Source organism: uncultured Lutibacter sp., from assembly GCF_947495725.1.
GTDB lineage: Bacteria > Bacteroidota > Bacteroidia > Flavobacteriales > Flavobacteriaceae > Lutibacter.
In genome coordinates this window covers 324,029-347,274 of the sequence record NZ_CANLZZ010000004.1, presented here as the reverse complement: position 1 = coordinate 347,274, position 23,246 = coordinate 324,029, and the positions used below count along the sequence as shown (strand labels likewise).

The 23,246-nt window shown below is 31.4% G+C and carries 24 protein-coding genes; 13 read left to right on the top strand and 11 right to left on the bottom strand.

Annotated features, from left to right (window positions below; all coding sequences use genetic code 11):
* Both truA and Q0776_RS11180 read left to right on the top strand, forming a co-directional pair.
* On the top strand, positions 1–753 hold the full coding sequence (gene truA, locus Q0776_RS11185; RefSeq protein ID WP_298368158.1) for a tRNA pseudouridine(38-40) synthase TruA: 753 nt from the start codon (positions 1–3) through the stop codon (positions 751–753).
* Positions 746–2,509: an ABC transporter ATP-binding protein gene (locus Q0776_RS11180; protein WP_298368156.1), complete on the top strand. Its 1,764-nt coding sequence runs from the start codon at positions 746–748 to the stop codon at positions 2,507–2,509. Before truA ends, Q0776_RS11180 begins: the two co-directional genes overlap by 8 nt.
* Positions 2,510–2,517: 8 nt before the next feature.
* Here Q0776_RS11180 and cdaA read toward each other — a convergent pair whose 3' ends face one another.
* The 4 genes from cdaA to Q0776_RS11160 are packed head-to-tail and all read right to left on the bottom strand — an operon-like array spanning position 2,518 to position 5,461.
* Positions 2,518–3,291: a diadenylate cyclase CdaA gene (gene cdaA, locus Q0776_RS11175; RefSeq protein WP_298368154.1), complete on the bottom strand. Its 774-nt coding sequence runs from the start codon at positions 3,289–3,291 to the stop codon at positions 2,518–2,520.
* Positions 3,292–3,339: 48 nt separating this feature from the next.
* Positions 3,340–4,050, bottom strand: coding sequence for a hypothetical protein (locus Q0776_RS11170; RefSeq protein ID WP_298368153.1), 711 nt, complete (start codon positions 4,048–4,050; stop codon positions 3,340–3,342).
* Positions 4,051–4,055: 5 nt separating this feature from the next.
* Positions 4,056–4,880 (bottom strand): dihydropteroate synthase, encoded by an 825-nt coding sequence (gene folP, locus Q0776_RS11165; RefSeq protein WP_298368151.1) that lies wholly within the window; start codon positions 4,878–4,880, stop codon positions 4,056–4,058.
* On the bottom strand, positions 4,880–5,461 hold the full coding sequence (locus Q0776_RS11160) for a TIGR00730 family Rossman fold protein (protein ID WP_298368150.1): 582 nt from the start codon (positions 5,459–5,461) through the stop codon (positions 4,880–4,882). The genes folP and Q0776_RS11160 overlap by 1 nt, the downstream gene beginning before the upstream one ends.
* 65 nt (positions 5,462–5,526) lie before the next feature.
* Between Q0776_RS11160 and Q0776_RS11155 the strand changes: the two genes are divergently transcribed.
* The 7 genes from Q0776_RS11155 to amt all read left to right on the top strand — a co-directional run bounded on the left by Q0776_RS11155 (position 5,527) and on the right by amt (position 12,050).
* Positions 5,527–6,066: a DUF1599 domain-containing protein gene (locus tag Q0776_RS11155; RefSeq protein ID WP_298368148.1), complete on the top strand. Its 540-nt coding sequence runs from the start codon at positions 5,527–5,529 to the stop codon at positions 6,064–6,066.
* 4 nt (positions 6,067–6,070) lie between these two features.
* Complete coding sequence (locus Q0776_RS11150) at positions 6,071–7,036, top strand: DoxX family protein (protein ID WP_298368146.1); 966 nt, start codon at positions 6,071–6,073, stop codon at positions 7,034–7,036.
* Positions 7,037–7,537: 501 nt separating this feature from the next.
* Positions 7,538–7,876 carry a P-II family nitrogen regulator gene (locus Q0776_RS11145; RefSeq protein ID WP_298368145.1) on the top strand — a complete coding sequence of 113 codons (339 nt, stop codon included), beginning with the start codon at positions 7,538–7,540 and terminating at the stop codon, positions 7,874–7,876.
* Positions 7,877–7,921: 45 nt separating this feature from the next.
* The gene (locus Q0776_RS11140; protein WP_298368144.1) at positions 7,922–9,118 is read left to right on the top strand and encodes an ammonium transporter; all 1,197 of its coding nucleotides are present in this window, start codon (positions 7,922–7,924) and stop codon (positions 9,116–9,118) included.
* A 48-nt stretch (positions 9,119–9,166) separates the two neighbouring features.
* Positions 9,167–10,171: an outer membrane beta-barrel protein gene (locus Q0776_RS11135; RefSeq protein ID WP_298368143.1), complete on the top strand. Its 1,005-nt coding sequence runs from the start codon at positions 9,167–9,169 to the stop codon at positions 10,169–10,171.
* Positions 10,172–10,446: 275 nt separating this feature from the next.
* Positions 10,447–10,785, top strand: coding sequence for a P-II family nitrogen regulator (locus Q0776_RS11130; RefSeq protein ID WP_298368141.1), 339 nt, complete (start codon positions 10,447–10,449; stop codon positions 10,783–10,785).
* Positions 10,786–10,805: 20 nt separating this feature from the next.
* A complete protein-coding gene (amt, locus tag Q0776_RS11125) occupies positions 10,806–12,050 on the top strand; it encodes an ammonium transporter (RefSeq protein ID WP_298368140.1) in 1,245 nt (414 codons plus the stop codon).
* A gap of 79 nt (positions 12,051–12,129) precedes the next feature.
* Here the strand turns inward: amt and Q0776_RS11120 are convergent, their stop codons facing one another.
* From Q0776_RS11120 to Q0776_RS11110, 3 genes are read right to left on the bottom strand one after another with little or no spacing between them, the layout of a single operon-like run.
* Positions 12,130–12,747: a DUF1684 domain-containing protein gene (locus Q0776_RS11120; RefSeq protein ID WP_298368139.1), complete on the bottom strand. Its 618-nt coding sequence runs from the start codon at positions 12,745–12,747 to the stop codon at positions 12,130–12,132.
* A gap of 45 nt (positions 12,748–12,792) precedes the next feature.
* A complete protein-coding gene (locus Q0776_RS11115) occupies positions 12,793–13,359 on the bottom strand; it encodes a peroxiredoxin (protein WP_298368137.1) in 567 nt (188 codons plus the stop codon).
* Between the two features lie 25 nt (positions 13,360–13,384).
* On the bottom strand, positions 13,385–14,152 hold the full coding sequence (locus Q0776_RS11110; RefSeq protein ID WP_298368136.1) for a DeoR/GlpR family DNA-binding transcription regulator: 768 nt from the start codon (positions 14,150–14,152) through the stop codon (positions 13,385–13,387).
* Between the two features lie 302 nt (positions 14,153–14,454).
* On the opposite strand from Q0776_RS11110, the gene Q0776_RS11105 reads away from it, so the two are divergent.
* The 4 genes from Q0776_RS11105 to Q0776_RS11090 are packed head-to-tail and all read left to right on the top strand — an operon-like array spanning position 14,455 to position 19,098.
* Entirely contained in the window at positions 14,455–16,014 is a 1,560-nt protein-coding gene (locus tag Q0776_RS11105) for a glycerol-3-phosphate dehydrogenase/oxidase (RefSeq protein ID WP_298368135.1), read from the top strand.
* 36 nt (positions 16,015–16,050) lie between these two features.
* Positions 16,051–17,547: a glycerol kinase GlpK gene (gene glpK, locus Q0776_RS11100; RefSeq protein WP_298368133.1), complete on the top strand. Its 1,497-nt coding sequence runs from the start codon at positions 16,051–16,053 to the stop codon at positions 17,545–17,547.
* 18 nt (positions 17,548–17,565) lie between these two features.
* Positions 17,566–18,303, top strand: coding sequence for an MIP/aquaporin family protein (locus Q0776_RS11095; protein WP_298368131.1), 738 nt, complete (start codon positions 17,566–17,568; stop codon positions 18,301–18,303).
* Between the two features lie 30 nt (positions 18,304–18,333).
* The gene (locus Q0776_RS11090) at positions 18,334–19,098 is read left to right on the top strand and encodes a hypothetical protein (protein WP_298368130.1); all 765 of its coding nucleotides are present in this window, start codon (positions 18,334–18,336) and stop codon (positions 19,096–19,098) included.
* A gap of 102 nt (positions 19,099–19,200) precedes the next feature.
* Here Q0776_RS11090 and trpB read toward each other — a convergent pair whose 3' ends face one another.
* Genes trpB through Q0776_RS11070 form a run of 4 tightly spaced genes read right to left on the bottom strand, consistent with a single transcriptional unit; the run spans position 19,201 to position 23,214 of the window.
* Positions 19,201–20,406, bottom strand: coding sequence for a tryptophan synthase subunit beta (gene trpB, locus Q0776_RS11085; RefSeq protein WP_298368128.1), 1,206 nt, complete (start codon positions 20,404–20,406; stop codon positions 19,201–19,203).
* 23 nt (positions 20,407–20,429) lie between these two features.
* Positions 20,430–21,575: a methylmalonyl-CoA mutase family protein gene (locus tag Q0776_RS11080; RefSeq protein WP_298368125.1), complete on the bottom strand. Its 1,146-nt coding sequence runs from the start codon at positions 21,573–21,575 to the stop codon at positions 20,430–20,432.
* Between the two features lie 13 nt (positions 21,576–21,588).
* Positions 21,589–22,908 carry a methylmalonyl-CoA mutase family protein gene (locus tag Q0776_RS11075; protein WP_298368122.1) on the bottom strand — a complete coding sequence of 440 codons (1,320 nt, stop codon included), beginning with the start codon at positions 22,906–22,908 and terminating at the stop codon, positions 21,589–21,591.
* Between the two features lie 57 nt (positions 22,909–22,965).
* Positions 22,966–23,214 carry a septum formation initiator family protein gene (locus Q0776_RS11070; RefSeq protein WP_366139258.1) on the bottom strand — a complete coding sequence of 83 codons (249 nt, stop codon included), beginning with the start codon at positions 23,212–23,214 and terminating at the stop codon, positions 22,966–22,968.
* Positions 23,215–23,246: the final 32 nt, after the last annotated feature.

Sequence of the window (23,246 nt, the reverse complement as noted above, 5' to 3'; positions counted from 1 at the left end):
TTGAGATATTTTATAGAAATAGCATATAAAGGAACAAATTATCATGGATGGCAATTACAGCCAAATGCTATAACAATTCAAGAATTAATTAATAAGGTTTTAACAACGATATTAAGATGTGATATTAATGTTGTTGGAGCAGGAAGAACAGATTCTGGCGTACATGCTCAACAATTGTTTGCTCATTTCGACTATGATGCTTCAATTGATTCTAATGAATTTTTATATAAAATGAACTCATTACTACCTATTGATATTGCGGTGCTTAATATTTTTAAAGTATTTGACGATGCGCATGCAAGGTTTGATGCACTTAGTAGAAGCTATGAATACCGTATTTATTTTGGTAAAAATCCTTTTTTAACAGATACAACCTGGCAACTTATTAATAAAAAGTTAAATGTTGAATTAATGAATAAAGCGGCTGAAATTTTATTAACTTTCGCCAACTTTAAGTGTTTTTCTCGCTCTAACACTGATGTTAAAACGTATAATTGCGATGTAACTAATGCTGTTTGGGTAAGGAAAGGAAATGATTTAGTTTTTCATATTTCGGCCGATCGTTTTCTACGAAATATGGTGCGCGCCGTAGTTGGTACTCTAATTGATGTTGGAGTTGGGAAAATTACAATTGAAGATTTTATTAAAATAATAGAAAGTAAAGATAGGAAAAATGCGGGGCCATCGGCTCCTGCACGCGGTTTGTTTTTAACTGAAGTAAAGTATCCTAAAAAAGTATTTATAAATGAGTAAAAAAATTACAGGTAAAGCCTTTGATTTAAAAATATTTAGCAGGTTAATGTCTTTTGCAAAGAGTTACCGTTATGAATTTATTATAAGTACACTTGCCGCAATTATTCTTTCGGTAGTAGCTGTTGCTAAGCCAATTTTGCTTCAAGAAATAATAAACACATACTTCGAGAGTAAAGACAAAGTAGGTTTGTTAAATTTTTCGCTAATAATGTGCGGTTTTTTAATTTTGGAAGTTTTGTTGCAATTTGTATTTATCTACAAAGTTAACTGGCTAGGACAACATATTATAAAAGATATTAGAGTGAAATTGCAAAATCATATGTTGCAATTTAAAATGGCCTATTTCGATAAATCTTCTGTGGGTAAATTGGTTACACGTTTGGTTTCAGATACCGAAACAATAGCACAGTTCTTTGGTGAAGGTTTGTTTATGATTATAAGTGATTTATTAAAAATGCTTGTAGTGGCAATTGTAATGCTATTGATTAATTGGAAGCTGGCATTGGTTGCTTTTATTGTGCTGCCAATTTTAATATATGCTACAAAAATATTTCAAATTGCTATTAAATCATCATTTCAAGAAGTAAGAACTCAAGTTGCTAATTTAAATGGCTTTGTGCAAGAAAGAGTTACAGGGATGAATATTGTTCAACTGTTTAATCGCGAAAAATTAGAATATGAGAACTTTGTAAAAATTAACGAAAAGCATAAAAAAGCCTATATAAGAACAGTTTGGTATTATTCCATATTTTTTCCAATTGCGGAAGTGTTAACTTCTATAGCAGTAGGTTTAATTGTTTGGTTTGGAGGAATTGACATTGTTAATTCAGGAATTACTAATGCGGGTGAAATAGTAGCTTTTATTATGATGTCTCAAATGTTGTTTAGACCTTTAAGACAAATTGCTGATAAGTTTAATACTTTGCAAATGGGTATGGTTGCCGGTGATCGTATTTTTGAAATATTGGACACTGAAAGTAGAATTGCAAAAAATGGGACAGTTGTTGCCGAGCATTTTAAAGGTGATATAGCTTTTAAAGATGTTCGTTTTAGTTATATAAAAGGTGAAGAAGTTTTAAAAGGTATATCATTTAACGTTAAAGCTGGGGAAACTGTAGCAATAGTAGGTGCCACCGGAGCGGGAAAATCCACTATAATTAATTTAGTAAATCGTTTTTACGATATAGATAATGGTGAAATTTGTATTGATAATCATAATATTGCTCAATATACATTACAGTCCTTAAGAAATCAAATTGCAGTGGTTTTGCAAGATGTTTTTTTATTTTCAGATACCATTTTTAATAACATTGTTTTAAATAAAGAGGGTGTTTCTTTAGATGATGTAAAAAAAGCGGCAAAAGAAATTGGAATTCATAAGTTTATTATGAGTTTACCAAACGATTATAATTACAATGTAAAAGAGCGGGGAGCTATGCTTTCATCTGGTCAACGACAATTGATAGCCTTTTTAAGAGCCTATGTTAGTAATCCCAGTGTGTTAATTTTGGATGAAGCAACATCATCAATTGATTCATATTCAGAAAAATTAATTCAAGAGGCAACAGATAAAATAACTAAATATCAAACTTCAATTATTATTGCCCATAGATTAACTACCGTAAAAAAAGCAGATAGAATTATTGTAATGGATAAAGGTTTAATTGTAGAGCAAGGTTCTCATGCTGAATTGTTAGAGAAAGAAGGTTATTATAAAAATTTATACGATATGCAATTTGCCAATGAGGTTGTGTAAAATTAGAGTTAATTTAAATCGTACCTTATAGTTTCAATCAATTCATTAGTATTTTTATATAGAACAAATTCACCATCTTTAATATAAGTAATTTTTCCGGTTTCTTCGGAAACAACAATACATAAACAATCGGTTTTTTCAGTAATACCAATTGCAGCTCTATGTCTTAAGCCGAACCGAGATGGTAGTTGTTTTTTTGATAATGGTAGTATTATACGAGTTGCGATTATGTAATTTTCTTTAATAATTAGAGCTCCATCGTGTAGTGGACTATTTTTGTAGAAAATGCTTTCTAAAATTGGTTGATTAATTTCTGCATTCATTATATCACCACTATTTTTTACAAAGTCTAAATTATGGGTTCTTTCCAAAACAATTAAAGCACCTGTTTTTGTAGAGGCCATTGCTTCACAGGCGGCAATAATAGTTTCTACATTCATATTGGTATGAATTTCGGTATTTAAAAATTTTAATTGTTTTAAAAAATTTCTTTTGTTTGAAAAATTTGTGGACCCAAGCATTAATAAAAATTTACGAACCTCAGGCTGGAAAACAATTAGAACTGCGATGGCTCCAACACTTATTAAAGTACCCAACAAGCCGCTAAGCATTTCCATTTGTAAGGCTTGAGTAATTTTCCAAATTAAAACCACCAACGCAATACCAATAAAAATATTAATAGCAACAGTTCCTTTTAAAAGTTTATATATGTAATACAGCAAAAGAGCAACTAATACTATGTCTAGTGCATCAAGAAAAGTAAAGTCTAAAAAGTCTAGCATTAGTTTATTTTTTTTGTAAAAATAGGAAAAAGATTACATATTGGTTGCTTAATCACATCCGCAATCGGGAACTTTATTTGGGTCGAAAATAAACTCAATGTTATTTGTTAAAATTGCGTTATTCCTTAACGATTGTATTTGGGTTAAATATAGCAGATAATCCTTGTACCTGAGGTTTTGATTAAAATTTAAATGTAGCATTGTTTGATTACCTTCAGCAGAAAATTCAACAAATTGAAGCAGGGTTTCTTTGAATTCTCCGTTTTCCATTTTTGCATCATTAACCCAAGTGTTTGTTGGATTGAAAGTTAAGCTTATGTTGTTGTAATTACTATAGTCTTGGCTGTTTTCTTTAATAAAAGTTTTAGATAAAACGCTGTCGGTAATAAATGTTGTTTTATCAAATTCAATAAAAGAAAGTTTTTTAGAAATAGTATCTGAGTAGCTAAAATAATCATGCTTGCCTTCTTTTGAATGAATTCCATTAGCATGTTTGTGTTTTAATTTATTTATAGAAGGAATTATGGATTTTAGAGGTAGATTTTTATCAATGTTATAAATCCAGTTGGTTGAGCTGATAGTATTTTTTCTGTTTATATCAGCAATAGTATCATTGTCTTCAATTTTTAAAAACATCCAAACCTGAGAGTGGTCGTGTACTTCCTGAATTCCATTAATAGCTAATGTTGGGATTTTTATTTCTTTTTTTGAACAGCTAATAGATATAGCGAATATTAATAGTAGTGTGAGTTTTTTCATTCTTTTTAACTAAGTAAATCTAAAATTTTTATTGCTTCCATAGCCTCTTTAACATCATGCACTCTTAAAATATTTGTCCCTTTTTGCAATGCTATTACATTTGCAATAGTTGTTGCGTTAAGAGCCTCGTTTGATGAAATATTTAAAGGCTTGTACAGCATAGATTTTCTAGAAATACCAGAAAGTATTGGAATTTCAAGATTTTTAAACAATTCAAGGTTATTTAATAAAGTGTAATTATGTTCAATGGTTTTTCCAAAGCCAAAGCCAACATCTGCAATAATATCGTTAATACCTTCCAATCGTAATTGTTGCAATTTTTCAGAAAAGTAATACAGCACATCGGTTACTACATTTTTGTAGCTTGGATTTGTTTGCATAGTTTGTGGTGTGCCTTGCATATGCATTATTATATATGGTACTTGAAGTTTTGCAACCGTGCTAAACATTTTAGTGTCCATTGCACCTGCAGAGATATCGTTAATTAAACTAGCACCTTCTATTATAGCTTTTTCGGCAACGTTACTTCTAAAAGTATCTACAGAGATTCTTGCTTTCGGGAAATTTTTTAAGATTAATTCTAAAACAGGAAGTAGTCTGATTAATTCTTCTTTTTCTGAAATATGTTTGGCTCCAGGTCGAGATGAATAAGCACCAATATCTATAAAGGTAGCTCCTTCGTTTAGCATTTTTTTAACGTGCTTAATAATTAATTCATTGGTTGAGTGTTTACCGCCATCAAAAAAAGAGTCGGGAGTTATATTTAGAATCCCCATTACTTTTGGGGCGTTTAAGTTAATTAATGTTCCATTACAATTAATACTACTCATTAGCTCACAACTGTATTAATTACTTTGGTCATCACCGGAGCTTTGTAATTAAACATTTGCATCAATAAATCATCAATAGAATTAGATACAATTAACATGTCTTTATTAGATTGTTTTAAATATCCTTCTTTAACCATTACGTCTAGTTGTTTAATTAAAAAATTAAAAAAACCATTTGTATTTAAAATTCCCACAGGTTTTTGCTCAATTCCTAATTGACCTAGTGTTAGTGCTTCAAAAATTTCGTCCAAAGTTCCAAATCCACCAGGAAGAGCAATGTAGCCGTCGACCAATCTACTAATTTTAACCTTTCGTTTACTCATGGTTTTAGTCACTATCATTTCTGTAATATTTGTATGAGCAACTTCTTCGTGTCTTAATAAACCTGGAATTACGCCAATTACTTCTCCTTTTTTATCTATAATGGTATCCGCTAAAACACCCATCATTCCAATTTTTCCACCTCCATATACTAATCCAATGTTGTTTTCAGCAAAATAATTACCAAGTTTTATGGCATCATTTTTATAAACTTCACTAAATCCTAAACTTGAACCACAAAAAACAGCAACTTTCTTCATTATTTATTAAATGTTTGGTTAATTCATTAAATTTGTTCGAAATTTACGGAAATATTTAAAGTTACATGCAACAAACTTCAAAACAATACGACGCAGTTATTGAAAAATGTCGATCATTATATATAAATAAACTAAAAGATTATGGAAGTGCTTGGCGAATTTTACGTTTACCATCTTTAACCGATCAAATTTTTATAAAAGCACAACGAATTCGTCAGTTGCAGCAAAATTCTACCAGAAAAGTTGATGAAGGTGAAGTTTCTGAATTTATTGGAATTATTAATTATTCAATTATGGCGTTAATTCAACTAGACAAAGGAGTTGTTGAACAACCAGATTTATCAAATGAGGAGGCCATTACTTATTATGATGAGCAAATTGCAATTACTAAGCAATTAATGGAAGATAAAAATCATGATTATGGTGAAGCGTGGCGTGATATGCGTGTTAGCTCATTAACCGATTTAATTTTACAGAAGTTGTTACGAGTAAAACAAATTGAGGATAATAAAGGGAAAACATTGGTTTCAGAAGGGATTGATGCTAACTATCAAGACATGATTAATTACGCAGTGTTTGCACTTATACATATAAATGAAGCTTAAAACAATGAAAATACTAATTCACATTTCTCGCTTAATCGTTTCTTTAACATTTATTTTTTCAGGATTTGTAAAATTAGTCGATCCTTTGGGGTCAACATATAAGTTTCAAGAGTATTTTGGAGCTGATGTTTTAAATCTAGAATTTTTAATTCCCTATGCATTACCTTTTTCTATTATATTAATATTAGCAGAGATAATGCTTGGTGTTATGTTGTTGGTTGGGTATTTGCCAAAATTAACTGTTTGGAGTTTGCTTGGTATTATATTGGTATTTCTTTTTTTAACGTGGTATTCGGCATATTATAATAAGGTAACAGATTGTGGCTGTTTTGGTGATGCTGTAAAACTATCCAGTTGGGGAACTTTTTATAAAAATATAGTATTAATTGCGTTTATTGCTATTTTAGTTATTGGTGTTAAAGAAATTAAACCATTATTTAATATTAGTGTTGCTAAATGGAGTTCGTTTCTTTCGTTTTTTCTTTTCTTATATATTATATATTATGTGTTAGTCCATTTACCTTTAATAGATTTTAGACCTTATGCAATTGGAAAAAACATTCCAGATGGTATGGAATATGTGGGCGACATAGAGCCTCCAATTCATGATTTTTATTTGGAATCTAGTGATGGAGAAGATCTTACAACTTCAATATTACAAGGTGATAAGGTAATGTTAGTTGTGGCATATAATTTAAGTGTTAGTGATAAAGAGGGTTTTTCAAATATTAAAGTTGTTACAGATAAAGCAATTGATAATGGATATTTGGTATATGCATTGTCGTCTTCTTTAAATGAAGAATTTTCTGAAATAAAAAACACATATAATTTAAATTTCGATATGTTGTTTGGTGATGAAACCATGTTAAAAACAATTATTAGGTCAAACCCAGGTGTTATAACCTTGCAAAACGGCACTGTAATGGGTAAATGGAGTTGGGTGGATGTTAGTAAATTGGATTTTAAATAATTGATTTACCATTTTTATTAGTATAATTATTACCTTTTCCTAATGTTTTGTTTTTATGGAATTTATTTCATTAAATATTCAAAGTATTATTCAATTATATATTTAAGTGTTGTTTAAATAATGCATTATTTAACGGTGTAACTTAATTATATTCTATTTTTTATATAAACCTATCATATTTCTCATTTAGGTTAATTCTCCATCTAATTTTATAATTCTAGCTTAGATAATCAGTTTTCTAGCTGATTTGTTATGCGTTGAATCTTCAAAATTAAACTATTTAACATTTTTTTTATGTCTTCTATTATCCGTGAAGTTGTAAAGCTCAGGTAAAAGAAGTCTAAAATTGATAAAATAGCATATCAAAATTGCAAAACCCTAAAAAAATAGGGGTAAAAATAAATAAAATGTAAAAATAACATTTACTACCCCTAAAAATTAGGGGGGTAAAAAAAATAAATATATTTTTGTCAAGAAATCAATTATAAAAATCACTTTATTATGAAGAAAATTGAAGTTATTATTAGAAAGTCAAAATTTGATGAAGTTAAAGAAGCTTTACATCAAATTGAAGTCAATTTTTTTAGTTACTGGGATGTAACTGGAGTTGGAAACGAAAAACAAGGTCATGTTTATAGAGGTGTTAGTTATAGCACAACAGATATACAACGAAGATTTTTGTCTATTGTAGTTTCTGATCCTTTCTTAGATATAACTATTGATGCAATTCTAAAATCTGCAGGAACAGGAATGGTAGGAGATGGTAAATTATTTGTCTCTACAATTGATGAGGTTTATAGAATTAGAACCAAGGAAAAAGGAACTGACGCTGTAAACTAAAAAATTAAAAAAAAGAATTAACTAATTATTAAAAAATAAAAAATTATGGAAGCTAACGCTGTATTGGATTTAATGTGGATTGTGATCTGCGGAATTTTAGTGTTTTTTATGCAAGCGGGTTTTACCCTTGTTGAGGTTGGGTTTACCAGATCGAAAAACGCAGGAAATATAATTATGAAAAATGTAATGGACCTTTGTATTGGGAGTATTGGGTTCTGGGCAATAGGTTATACTGTAATGTATGGAGAAACAATAGGTTCTTTTATAGGGAAGCCAACGTTGTTTTACGATAATGTAGAAGATATGCATAACTTGTTTTTTCAAACTGTATTTGCTGCGACTGCTGCAACTATTGTTTCAGGGGCAATTGCTGGTAGAACAAAGTTTACTACGTATATTATCTTTTCTTTTATAATGACTGTGGTTATTTATCCAATTTCTGGTCACTGGGTGTGGCAAGGTGAAGGTTGGTTAACAGAACTTGGTTTTGTTGATTTTGCTGGTTCAACTGTAGTACATTCAGTTGGTGGATGGGCTGCACTAGTGGCTGCAATTTTAGTGGGTCCTAGGTTAGGGAAATATACAAATGGAAAATCGAACGCGATTCCAGGTCATAACTTGGTGTTAGGGGCTTTAGGTGTGCTAATCTTATGGTTAGGTTGGTTTGGTTTTAATGCTGGTTCTGAATTAGCTATTTCAGGAGATAGTGCAAATGCTGTTGCGGGTATTGTTATTACTACAAACTTGGCTGCTGCGGCTGGAGCTCTTGCTGCTATGTGTGTTTCTTGGATAAGATATGGAAAGCCAGATGTGTCTATGACGTTGAATGGTGCTTTAGCTGGTTTGGTTGCAATAACCGCTGGTTGTGCAGCAGTTAGTCCTGCAGGTGCTTTTGTTATTGGGCTAATCGGAGGTTCTGTTGTTGTGTTGTCAATTGATTTTATCGATAAAAAATTAAAAGTTGATGATCCTGTTGGTGCAGTTTCGGTACACGGTGTTTGTGGTGCGCTAGGAACTTTATTGGTTGGGGTGTTCGCAACTGATGGTGGATTGTTATATGGTGGAGGTGTTTCACTATTAGGTGTTCAGGCAATTGGTGTTGTGGCAATTGGAGCTTGGGCTGCGGCAACTGCATTTGTAGTGTTGTTTATCTTAAAGAAAACTATTGGGTTAAGAGTTTCTAAAGTAGAAGAGGTAGATGGATTAGATGAGCACGAACATAAATCAAGTGTATATAATTAATAAGATAGGTTAAATAATAAAGAACATTAATAAATAAAAATTAAAAAAATGAAAACAATTTTAAAAAGTACATACGTAAAGGCATTTCTACTTTTAGCTGTAATTTTTGTAACGGCTTCAGGTTATGCTCAAGAAGAAAAAGCAGAGAAAAAATTAAGTTTAAGCGGGTCTGTAGATGCGTATTACCAAACTAATTTGAGTGCTTCTGATACTGATGCTCAATCTTTTGGGTCGTCATTTGCTAATGAATTAGGTTTTGCAATGGGAATGGCTAATATTGTTGCGGCTTATGAAGGTGAAAAAACTGGTGTTGTAGCTGATATTACTTTTGGGCCACGTGGTGATGACGCTACAGGTGGTTATAACTTAAATCAGTTATATGCTTATTTAAATGTTTCAGAAAGTACAACTTTAACAATGGGTAGATTTAATACGTTCTTAGGGTATGAAGTTATTTCTCCAGTAGGTAATTTTAACTATAGTACTTCATATTTGTTTTCAAGTGGGCCTTTTTCACACGTAGGTTTAAAAGCGGATTTTGCTTTATCTGAAAGCGCTAGTTTAATGTTGGCTATTATGAATGTTACGGATGTAAATAATAACTTAACAGGTAATTACTCTCTTGGTGCTCAATTTGGAATTGCAGGTCAGTACTTAAATTTATATTATGATAATGGAGAAGCATTAGGTTTTGAAATTGATTATACAGGTGGTTTTGATGTGTCAGATTCTTTTTACTTAGGAATTAATGCTGCTCTTGCAGATAACGATGGTGAAGGTTTTTATGGTGCTGCACTGTATCCTCAGTTAGGTCTTTCAGATGGTTTTACATTAGGTTTAAGAGGGGAGTATTTTGGAACTAAGTCTGATGTTGATCCTGAAAAAAGTGTTTTTGCTACAACTCTTACGGGAAGTTATACTGTTGAAAATTTAACAATCAAGCCAGAGATTAGATTAGACTCTTGGAGTGATGATATGCCGTATGTTGATGCTGATGGATTGGCTACAGATAAATTATCTTCATTCTTAATAGCTGCAATTTATTCATTCTAGTGTGTATTTTCATTAGGTGTATCTTAATGTAAATTGCCACTTTATAAAAATATATAATTGAGGTTTAGTTTAAAAATTGTCTAATGACCATGTGTTGTTAGGCAATTTTGTTTTGTATAATATTCTTAAAAAATCATTTATTGATTTGCATGTATTAAAAAGTATGGGGTAATATTGCATTTTTTGTAAAAAAAAATATTAACCCCCTATAATTTATAGGGGGTTAATATTTTTTTTTACTTTTGCACACGATCAATTATATAAAACAGTTTATTATGAAGAAAATTGAAGCAATTATTCGAAAATCCAAATTCAATGAAGTGAAGGAAGCTTTACATGAAATTGAGGTTAATTTTTTTAGTTACTGGGATGTAACTGGTGTTGGAAATGAAAAGCAAGGGCACGTTTATAGAGGTGTAAGCTATAGTACTTCAGATATACAGAGGAGGTATTTATCAATTGTGGTTTCTGATCCTTTTTTAGAAAGAACTGTTAAGGCAATTATGGATTCTGGAGCTACAGGGCATGTAGGTGATGGAAAAATTTTTGTTTCAGATATTCAAGAGGCTTACAGAATAAGGACAAAAGAAAAGGGTTCAGATACGCTAAACTAAAAAATATTTAAGATTATATTATGGAAGAAACGCTATTTACAGTGAATAATGTTTGGATGATGATATGTACCGCGTTGGTATTTTTAATGCATTTAGGATTTTCGCTTTTAGAAATTGGATTAACAAGACAAAAAAACACAATAAACATTTTGTTTAAAAATGTATTTATTATATGTATTGGGTTGATACTCTATGCTTTAGTAGGTTTTAATTTAATGTATCCTGGTTCGTTTATTTGGGGAGGTGTGTTGCCAGATTATTTTGTTGATTTATTTGGTCTAAGTTTACCTGAGAATGGATTGACGGCAGAGTATGCTGATGGAGGTTATACTTATTGGACTGACTTTTTATTTCAAGGTATGTTTGCGGCTACTGCTGCAACAATTGTGTCTGGAGCTGTAGCTGAAAGAGTTAAATTGGGAGCATTTATGGTATTTGCACTTGTTTATGTAGGTTTGGTTTATCCAATTGTTGGTTCTTGGAAATGGGGATTAGGTTGGTTGGATGAGTTAGGGTTCTATGATTTTGCAGGTTCAACATTGGTGCATTCAGTTGGTGGTTGGGCAGCTTTAGTTGCTGTTTGGTTATTGGGAGCTCGTATTGGTAAATTTAAAAAAGATGGTTCCGTAGGAGCTATTCCTGGTCATAATATGCCTTTTGCAACTGCTGGAGTTTTTATTCTTTGGTTAGGTTGGTTCGGTTTTAATGGAGGTTCTGTGTTGTCTGCAGATCCTGGAGCTACTTCACTTGTGTTAGTTACAACTTGTGTTGCTGCTGCATCCGGGGGAATGTCTGCTTTTTTAGTTTCTTTATTTAAATATAAGCAATATGATTTGTCTATGTTTTTAAATGGAGTTCTAGGAGGGCTAGTTGGGATTACGGCTGGAGCTGATTTAATGAGTGTAACAGATTCAATTGTTATTGGGTTTATTGCTGGGGCGCTTATTGTGTTAGGTGTTTCTTTAATAGATAAGTTAAAATTAGATGATCCTGTTGGTGCAATAGCTGTTCATTTAATTTGTGGTATATGGGGTACGTTAGCGGTTGGAATATTTGGAGATTTAGCTGGTTGGGCTCAATTTGGATATCAAATAATTGGTGTTGTTGCTGTGGGTGTTACCTGTTTGGTGTCTGCTTATGCAATTATTAAAACATTAAAAAGTACTGTTGGTATTAGAGTTTCGTCCGAAGAAGAGCAAGAAGGGTTGGATATACATGAGCATGGTATGGATGCATATCCTGACTTTCGATTAAATCAGCATTAATTTTTTATAAAATTTAAAATAAATATAAAAACCTGCTTAATATATTAAGCGGGTTTTTTTTGTTAATTTGTTTAATAGGTTATTTGTTTTGTGGTTTATGAAAATCCTTAACTCCTGCTAGAATTTCTATGGGCAAAATGTTTTCGCTTGGAGGAATTGGGCAGGAAAATTTGTGGTTGTATGCGCAATACGGATTATAGGACTTGTTAAAATCGATAATTATTTTGTTGTTGTTATTTTTTGGGATTTCTAGGTCAATGTATCTTCCGCCGCTATATGAAGATGTGCTGTTGGTTTTGTCGTTAAATGGTAAAAATAAATAGTTGTTGTTTGGGGTTAAATTTAAATCGTGGTTTTGGTAAATGCTTAACTCCAAGGTGGTTCCGTTTAATTCAAATTTGGCAATTCCGTATTTTTTGTATAGCGGAGCTCTTTCTGTTGTGGTTGGCATTTCGAAAATTGGAGCATTAGGTGTATGGGTGATACTAGCGTTAACTTTATAATTTTCATCAATATTAAAAAAATCTAATGATTTAAATGTTTTGAAATCTTCATTGGTTAGCGGTGATTCATTTCTATCAGCGAATTGTGTATTTAATTTATATTGAAATTGTTGAATGCTTTCTTGGTATGTTTTAGGTGGTGTTGAGCATGATAATAAAGTGAGAACAATTAGAGTTACAGTTAGAAATTTCATTTTTGTTTAATTAGTAGTGGTAATTAGAATAGAGGTGTTAATGTTTTATTTTAAATAATTTTTAATAACTTCTTTCACTTTTTTGCTGTCTTCAGCTGCATTCACTTCTGCGTTTTTGTATATAATTTCTCTTTTTTTGTTTAAAACAAAAGTCCATCTAGGTGTTGTAAGATTACGTGAAAAAATAAGCTCTTCGTTGTTGATTATTCTTTTTATTGATCCTCCTTTTTTAATTGGAACTCCAAATAACTTAGAAATTTCACCAGTTTTGTCTGAAAGTAAAGGGAAATTTAATTGATAATTGTCTTTAAAGTGTTTTAGATTTTCAACGTCGTCACCGCTAATGGCTACAACTGAAATTCCAAGATTGGAGAATGAAGATTTGTCATCTCGGTATGCGCAAGCTTGTTTTGTGCAGCCTCCAGTCATTGCTGCAGGGTAAAAATAAACTACTAAAAAATTGGAGTCAATATTCGATGAATTCCATTCTTTTCCGTTTTCATCAATTCCTGAGAAATTGGTTATTTTATCCCCAATTTTTTTTTCATTATTCATTTGAGAAAAACTTGAGATAGCTATAAAAAGTGTTGTAATTGTAAAGATGTATTTCATTTTAATATTTTTTAGTTGTGTGTTTTTAAGTTAGGGTTACTTCAATTCCAAATTCGGTTAATCTAGCATGAGTTTTACTATCAATATTTTTGTCGGTTATAATTTGGTCAACTTCTTCTAAGCCACATATTCTGCCAAAACCTTTTCTGCCAAATTTTGACGAGTCGGCTAATACAATAATCTTTTGTGCAGCGTTAATCATTGCTTTGTTTAATGATGCTTCCATTGAGCTGGTGGTTGTTAATCCGTATTCTAAATCTATTCCGTCAACTCCTAAAAATAATTTAGTGCAAGTAAATTCAGCTAACATTTTTTCAGAAATAGGGCCAATTACTGAGGATGAGCTTTTCCTAAGAACGCCACCTAGCTGAAGAACATCGATATTTGTTTTTTCTGAGATTATAAGGGCTGCGTTTAATGATGCGGAAAGTACTGTTAAATCAGTAATATCGTTGAGTTGATGTGCAAATTCAATAATTGAAGTGCCTGATGCGAGAATAATGCTGTCATTTGGAACTAAAGTGTCTACTGCACATTGGGCTATTCTAAATTTTTCTTCTTTATGGAGCTTTTCTTTTTCGTTAACCGTTTTTTCTGTGGCGTATGGATTTGATGGTATAGCTTTTCCATGTGATCTAAATAATAAGTTTAATTCTTCTAAAAGCTTTAAATCCTTTCTTATGGTTACGGATGAAACGTTAAATTCTTTACTTAGTTCGGAAACTGTAACTGAGCCATCTTTTTCTAATTTGTTAAGGATTAGCTTGTGTCTTTCTGCTATTTTAATGCTCATAGTAATTCATGTTTTTAAACAAATATACGTAAAAAATTGACTAGAATGTTTCAGTTTTGTGTGATGAAAGTAACTTTTAAGAAGAAATAGATTGAAAATTTTCTAAAACGAAACCTAATAATAACACAAAAGTATGTTAAATTGATATAAAACGAAACTAAAACGTTATAGCGGAACGCTTATGAAACCTACTAAAATGAAAAATTACTAAAAAAAAGTTTCAAAAAGTTTCGAAATGTTTCTAAAATTTATAAATTTACATTGTAGAAAAGAATAAGTTTAAACAAATTATAATAGAAGTCATGGTAAGAAGTGAAATGATTAATAAGGTTGGAAAAAGCTCAAATGAGTATGATTTCATAGTTATTGGTGGTGGGGCAACAGGAATTGGAATTGCATTAGAAGCCTCGGCACGTGGGTATTCTGTAGTGTTATTGGAGAAATCTGATTTTACAAAGTCAACTTCGAGCAAAAGTACAAAATTAGTTCATGGTGGAGTTCGGTATTTAGCTCAAGGAGATGTAGGTTTGGTGAGAGAGGCCGTTGTAGAAAGGGGGCTGCTAACTCAAAATGCACCTCATTTAGTTAAAAATCAGTCGTTTATAATTCCTACGCAAGGATTGTTTGATGAATTACAATATACTGTTGGTTTAACGCTATATGACCTGCTAGCTGGTAAATTAAGTTTAGGAAGGTCAAAAAGAATCTCGAAAGCAAAAACCCTTAAAAGAATTTCAAACATTAATGCTGAGAAAATTACTGCTGGTGTTGTGTATCATGATGGTCAGTTTGATGATACTAGATTGGCAATTAATACATTGCAGTCTTCTTCTGAAATGGGCGCAATAGTTTTAAATTATTGCAATGTAAAGGGGCTAGTTAAAAATAAGGAAGGGAAAGTTTCGGGTGTTGAGTTTATTGATGAAGAAACAGGAATTGAATATAAAATAAAAGGAAAACAAATAGTAAATGCAACCGGAGTGTTTGCTGACGATGTTTTAAGAATGGATTCTCCAAATGCAAAAAAAACAATTGCTCCAAGTCAAGGTGTACATTTAATGTTGGATAAATCGTTTTTACCTGAAAATGATGCTATTATGATTCCTAAAACGGATGATGGTAGAGTTTTGTTTTTAGTGCCTTGGCATAATAGAGTAGTGATTGGAACTACTGATACTCCAATAGAAAAGGAATCTTTAGAGCCAATTGCTCTTGAGGAAGAAATAGAATTTATTTTAAATACAGCAGGAAGATATTTGAAAAAATCTCCAAAAAGAAGCGATGTTTTAAGCGTATTTGCTGGGCTTCGACCTTTGGCTGCTCCAAGTGGTGATGGAAAAAAAACGAAAGAGATATCAAGAAGTCATAAAATTTTTACTTCTGATTCGGGATTGTTGACAATGGTTGGTGGAAAATGGACAACATATAGAAAAATGGGGCAGGATTTAGTTGATAAAACTGAAAAAAATCACGGATGGAAACATGTACCATCAAAAACAAAGCATTTAAAGATACATGGATATAAAGAAAATGTAGATCATAACAATCCTCTTTATTTTTATGGTTCTGATGAAAATGAAATATTAAAAATTGCAAAAGTAAATGGAAATAGCAATATAATTAGTAAAAAGCTTGAGGTGATAGATGCTCAGGTGGTTTGGGCTGTTAAAAATGAAATGGCTCGCACTGTGGAAGATTTTCTGGCAAGAAGAACTCGTTGTCAACTGCTAGATGCTAAGGAAAGTATTAGAATGGCACCAAGAGTTGCGGAAGTTATGGCAACTGAAATGGGAAAAGATCTTGATTGGCAAAAAAATCAAGTGGCAGAATATCAAGAAATTACATCTAATTATATTTTGTAAGAATACGAACAAATTAACCAAAACAACCAATATATAATGGAAAATAAATTAATATTAGCCTTAGACCAAGGCACAACATCATCCAGAGCGATTTTATTTAATAAAAATGGTGAAATAGTAAAGGTTTCTCAGAAACCATTTGAGCAAATTTTCCCAAAACCAGGATGGGTTGAGCATGATGCGAATGAAATATGGTCGTCTCAAATATCTGTAGCTGCTGAAGTTGTTGCTCAAAAAGGCATCACAGGTGAAGATATAGCTGCGATTGGAATTACTAATCAAAGAGAAACAACTGTTGTTTGGGATCGCGAAACTAGTGAGCCTATTTACAATGCAATTGTTTGGCAAGATAGAAGAACTTCAAAGTATTGTGATGAGTTAAAAGAAGCAGGCCATATTGATATGATTAAAAAGAAAACAGGATTGGTTTTAGATGCATACTTCTCTGCAACAAAATTAAAGTGGATTCTTGACAATGTTGAAGGGGCAAGAGAAAAAGCAGAAGCAGGTAAATTATGTTTTGGAACAATTGATACCTGGCTAGTATGGAAACTAACACGTGGAAATATGTTTATCACAGATGTTTCTAATGCGAGTAGAACCATGTTGTTAAACATTCATACGTTAGAATGGGATGAAGAATTATTAGAGCTGTTCAATATTCCTAAAGCAATTTTACCAACAGTAAAAGAGAGTAGTGAAATTTATGGAACTACTGCTACTACTTTATTCTCTACTAAAATTCCAATTGCGGGAATAGCAGGAGACCAACAAGCTGCATTATTTGGACAAATGTGTACGAAACCAGGGATGGTTAAAAATACTTATGGAACCGGTTGTTTCTTGTTGATGAATACAGGAGAAAAAGCAGTTTATTCCGAAAATAATTTATTAACAACAATAGGTTGGAAAATAAATGGTAAAACTACCTATGCTTTGGAAGGAAGTGTATTTGTAGGAGGAGCTGCAGTTCAGTGGCTACGTGATGGTGCAAGAGTTATTAAAACTGCGCCAGGTGTAAACACCTTAGCTGATACCGTAGAAGATAATGGAGGCGTTTATTTTGTGCCAGCACTTACAGGGTTAGGAGCTCCATATTGGGATCAATATGCTCGTGGGGTTATTATGGGAATTACTAGAGGAACTACAGATAATCATATTGCAAGAGCAACATTAGAAGGAATTGCTTTCCAAGTGTATGATATTGTAAAAGCTATGGAGGCTGATGCAGGTGAAAAAAGTATTGAATTAAGAGTTGATGGTGGTGCTGCTGCAAGTGACTTGTTAATGCAAATTCAATCAGATTTATTTGGATTTAAAATTATTAGACCAAAAACATTAGAAACAACTGCATTAGGTGCTGCTTATTTAGCTGGGCTAGCTGTTGGTTATTGGGATAGTGTTGATGATATTCAATCCCAATGGATAGTAGATAAAGAATTCTATCCGCAATTAGAGGAAGAGAAAGTTGAAAAAATGTTGCATTACTGGCATAAAGCTGTTAAGTGTGCTCAAAATTGGATAGAAGATTAACCTTTAAAATATAATATTATGTCAATTTTAGTAGCAGAAATATTAGGTACAATGATGCTTATTCTTTTAGGGAATGGAGTAGTTGCCAATGTAGTTTTAAATGGAACAAAAGGAAATAATTCAGGATGGATAGTAATAACAACAGGTTGGGCTTTGGCCGTTTTTGTTGGGGTAGTAGTTGCGGGTCCATATAGTGGTGCTCATTTAAATCCGGCGGTAACTGTTGCTTTGGCAACCGCAGGGAAACTTTCTTGGGATTTAGTTCCCGAATATATAGCTGGAGAAATGATTGGAGCAATGTTAGGAGCGTTTTTAGTATGGGTTTTTTATAAAGATCACTTTAAGGCGACAGAAGATGAAGGAGGTAAACTTGCCTGTTTTAGTACAGGTCCAGCAATTAAAAACACTTTTTCTAATTTAACAAGTGAAATAATAGGAACTTTTGTTTTAGTATTTGTAATATTTTATTTAGCAGGGCCAAGTCTTGATATTCTTGGGGATGTAAATGCCAGAGCTATTATTGGTTTGGGGTCTATTGGAGCAGTACCAGTTGCATTTTTAGTGTGGGTTATTGGATTATCATTAGGCGGAACAACTGGATATGCAATTAACCCTGCACGTGATTTAGGTCCAAGAATTATGCACGCTTTATTGCCTGTAAAAGGTGGAAGTGATTGGGGATACTCGTGGATTCCTGTTGTTGGGCCAATTATTGGAGCTGTTATAGCCGCTCTTTTGTATGTTGCATTAGCTTAAATTATTCCATAAAAATATAAAACAAATAAAATGAAAAAAGTATTATTAATACTAGTAGCTGCATTTGCGGTGCAGGTAAATATTGCTCAAGAAAAAAAATTAAAAGACAGTCCAATTGATTTTTCGGTGGATTTAAAATCAAATCATTTATGGAGAGGTTTAGTAATTACAGATAAACCTATGGTTGCGGTTTTTACTTCTATAAAACTAAACAAATCTGGCAGTTTTACAACTGGTTTTTGGGGAGGAATGTCTTTTTCAAATGAAAGTGATGGAACTTCTTATAAAGAAATAAATTACTATGTTCAATATGCAAAAAATGGTTTTTCTATTGGATTGTGGGACTTGTTTAATACACGTGGAGTAGATAGCCCTGATGTATGGAATTATGACAAAGAAACAACAGGTCATATTTTAGACTTAAGAACATCTTATAATTTTGGGGAGAGTTTTCCCTTAACCTTAGAGGCTGATTTTTTATTACACGGAAGTGCTGATTCTCAAATAACTGATGGTGAGTATGAGAAACGATATTCTACTTATATGCAGGTTGCTTATCCTTTAATAAGTGAGGCTAAAGTAAATCTTAATGGATTTGTTGGTGCTGGATTTTCATTGAATGGAGATACTCATTTATATGGAGATGGACAAGAGAACTTTGATTTAGTAAATGTTGGTTTAACAGCTTCAAAAGTTGTAAAATTGGGTAATTATAGTATGCCGGTATCGGCAACTACACTTTGGAACCCTTCTTTAAAAATTGCGAGAGTTCAACTAGCCGTTACTGTATTTTAATTAAAAATTTAATTATACAAAATTCTTTATATTTACGAAACCCATAATTTAGATGAAAGTCTAAGTTATGGGTTTATTTTTTATATATGATTAAGATAATTATTATTCAGGCACTCCGTAGTTTTCTACAACATAATCCAAATCTTTATCTCCTCTTCCACTTAAATTTACAAGTATTGATTGTTTTGGGTTTGCTTTGGCTAATTTTAAAGCGTATGCAACGGCGTGGGCACTTTCTAATGCTGGAATAATTCCTTCCATTCTGCTTAATTCATAAAAAGCTGCAATGCATTCATCATCTGAAATACTTTCATAAGTTACTTTTTTTAAATCTTTTAACATACTATGTTCGGGTCCCACACCTGGATAATCAAGCCCACTTGCAATAGAGTGTACAGGAGCTGGTTCACCTTTTTCATCTTGTAATGTATAACATTTAAATCCATGAATAATTCCAGGTGTTCCTAATGTCATAGTTGCAGCGTGATCTCCAATTGTTTCTAATGATTTTCCGCCCGGTTCAACACCATATAATTTGCATTCGTCATCTTCTAAAAATGCTGAAAAAATTCCTATTGCATTACTACCTCCGCCAACACAAGCTACAACGTTATCTGGAAGTTCACCAGTCATATCAAAAAATTGATCTTTTGCTTCAATTCCAACAATACGTTGAAAATCTCGCACCATCATTGGGAAAGGATGTGGTCCAACAACTGATCCTATGCAATAAATAGTATTAATTGGGTCTTCTAAATAGGCTCCAAATGCACTGTCAACGGCTTCTTTAAGTGTTTTTAATCCATGTGTAGCAGGAACAACTTTAGCTCCTAAAATTTTCATTCTTAAAACATTTGGATATTCCTTTGCAATATCTACTTCTCCCATATGAATTTCACATTCCAAACCAAAGAAAGCAGCGGCAGTAGCTAAGGCAACACCATGTTGTCCTGCTCCAGTTTCAGCAATTAATTTCTTTTTTCCAAGGTGTTTTGCAAGTAAAGCTTCACCCATGCAATGGTTTAGTTTATGAGCTCCGGTATGATTTAAATCTTCGCGTTTTAAATAAATTTGTCCACCATATTTTTGTGATAAACGATGGCAATGATATACAGGTGTTGGTCTTCCTTGAAAATGTTTACGGATGTCTCTTAATTCTGAAATAAATTTATGAGATTTGCTAATAGCAAAATATGCATCATTAATCTTTTTCATTTCTGCTTCCAATTGAGGAGGAATAAAAGCTCCGCCATATTCATTGAAAAAACCTTCTGGGTTTGGGTAATTTTTGAAGTAATTTGCTGACATTTTAAAATATTTATGTATTTATTCTATTCTATATCTTCAATAATATTGAAAATTTCACCTAATTTAATTCTTTTTTTAGCAGCATCAATTGATAGTTCTAAAATATTTTTAGATCTTAACTTGGGTTTATTGGTTTTATTTTGATTAAACTCCTTTTTAAAATTATTGTTTTTAATTTCAGTAATTAAATTCCAAATTTTGTTGGCGCTTTTTTTGGTAAATTCTTCAATAATATTTGATCCGCCAAATGGATCTACAGTTTTTGTAATAAAAGTCTCTTTTTCAATTAAATTGAAATTTTCTTTTGAAGTTATGCAGCTTTGTGCTCCTCCTAAAACTGCTGATAGGGTATTTAAATAACTATTGGAATTTGTTATATGAATTTTTAGTGCTTGCGATTCTTCCAGTTTTGGAGAGTATTGTTTTATAAGTTTTGACCATACTATACGCAAGGCTCTTAATTGAGCAATGGTATTTGAGGGTGAACCGTTAAGTTCAATACTTAAGCTGAATTTAGGTGCGATGTTATCGATTTTTAAACCTTTTGAGAGGCATACTTCAATATAATTTGAGATATTAGAAATTAATTTGGCTAAGGTATTTTCAAAATTTATATTTTTCTCGGAAAAGGTGGTTGAAAATAAAATTGTTTCGAATTGTGAGACGTGTTTATTTAGGTAAAAAAGAGTGTCGGTTAAATTGTTTTTTTTAATTGAATTTTTAATGCAATGTTGTATAGAAAAATTTATTTGTTTGTTATTAAAACCAAGTTCTTCTGATGTTGCTAAAAAAATTGCAATCAAAGGTATGTTTAAGGTTGTGTCTAAATTAAGTGTAAAAGAAATATTATTTAAAGGTAGGTCATTTAAAAGTATGCACATATCATCTACGGAGTTTACTTTAATTCCATTTGATGAATTTTTTGATGTAAATTTTAATATAAAATCTTGATATCCTTTTTTTAAATTTATTTTAATTATTTCATTACTTTTTAATGGAGAGTTGTGGTCAATTACCATTTTACATTTCAAAGGTTTTTGAATAAACATTGAGGTGTAAATTCCTCTTAAAAAAGGTGCATTCCCAGCAATAGATTGCTCGTATTCAAAACTTTGTTTTTTTTCGGTTTGAATATCAATTTTTAAATCTGAAAAATCTTTACGTCTCATTTATTTTACTAATTTAATGTTCTAATTTTTCAGTTAATCGTTTTTCAATAATTGGGGTGATTAATGTTTTATATCCAGCTTTAAGTTTGTTTTTTGAGGGTTTGTTTGTGTTGTGTTTTTTTAAATTGATTATGTCAGTTAACACAATAGTTCCATTATTAAAAGCAGTTTGTTCTTTTTGTGCATTCTCATTAATTTTTCTTTGAATAGTGTCATTTTTTAATTGGCTTAAAAAACCACCACTTTTTTCAATATCTTTAAAAATAGCTAAAGACTTTTCAGCAATTTGGACAGATAAGGATTCTATGTAACTTGCTTCTTCTGCAATGTTTTGAATGTTTTCAATGTTGCATTTCTTTTTTAATATAAGCAATTGGTTTTTAGATACCTTTTCACTTAATGTATTGTTAAGTGTAAATAAATTGTCAAACAAAAAAGTGGATACAGTATTGGAGCCACCTATTGAAGCGCTCAGGCATTCATTAGTTGATCGTATAATATTTGTTTTTAAGTCTATTTTGGTTTTATTTCGTTTTGTAGGTTCACAAAAAATTATTGCATTTGCACTAATATTGTATTTTTGAAGTATTAAGTTATAGAGATAGCGAAATGCTTTTATTTTCGCTATTTCAAAAAAGAAATTACTTCCAATTGAAAAGTTAAATTGAATTTTGGAAGCAATATTGGCTCCAAATTTTGTTAAATATTCATTTACATGAGCCAGTGTATAGGCAATTTGTTGAACGTTGTTTGCGCCTGCATTTTGATAAATATTAGAGTTGATACCTAAAATAAAAGTTGAAGCATTTCTTTTTAAAAGGTTTTCAATAATGTTAAAATCGGAAGATATTGTAGAGTGCCAATTACCTGTTTTTGCTAAATTACCAATTATATCTATGTTATAAAAAACAACTTCATTTTCTAATTTCTGTATTAATTCTGTTAAAAAGACCTCGTTTAAGAAGTGAAAGTTAAAATGAAATGTAATGTTTTTATTAAGTAAATTGTCAAATAGAATAGTGCTATTAAAACTGTTTTTTACATTAAATTTTATTGCATTTGCACCATTTTTTATTGCGAATAAGGCTTTTTTATTTGCGTTTATTTCTGAATCAATATTAATAGGTTCGCAAAGTTGTGCAGTGTTTTGTTTTGAAGTAGAATTTAATTTCTGAAAAGAATCAGAGTGATAAAATGGCTTTATAGAAATTCCTTCAAGAGTTTGCTTTAAGAGTGTTTTATTATAATCGGCACCTTGTAATTCAAATTGAATTTTTTGCTTCCAGGCTGCGGAAGAACTGGGTTCAAAATCTTCAGAATAAAGGTTGTTCATGTTTTGTTTAGTACTAGTTAACGTCTATAAAAAAACTTTTTTATAGGTACGGTGCTGTTATTTTTTTATGGTGTCGTATTCAATAATATAAATTTCTTCGTTTTCTTTTTTCATTTTGTATTCTTCTCGTGCAAATTTCTCTAACTCTTTTTTATCATCTAAGTTTTTAATCAATTCTTTATCAGAGTTAATTTCATTTTGATAGTATTCTTTTTCATTTTTAAGTTTTTCTATTTCTTTATTAAATTCTCTATGGTTTAGGTAAGAGTTTTCATCAAAAAAAACCATCCAAACTAAAAAAGACATAAGTATTAATACATACTTATTGGATAAAAGTT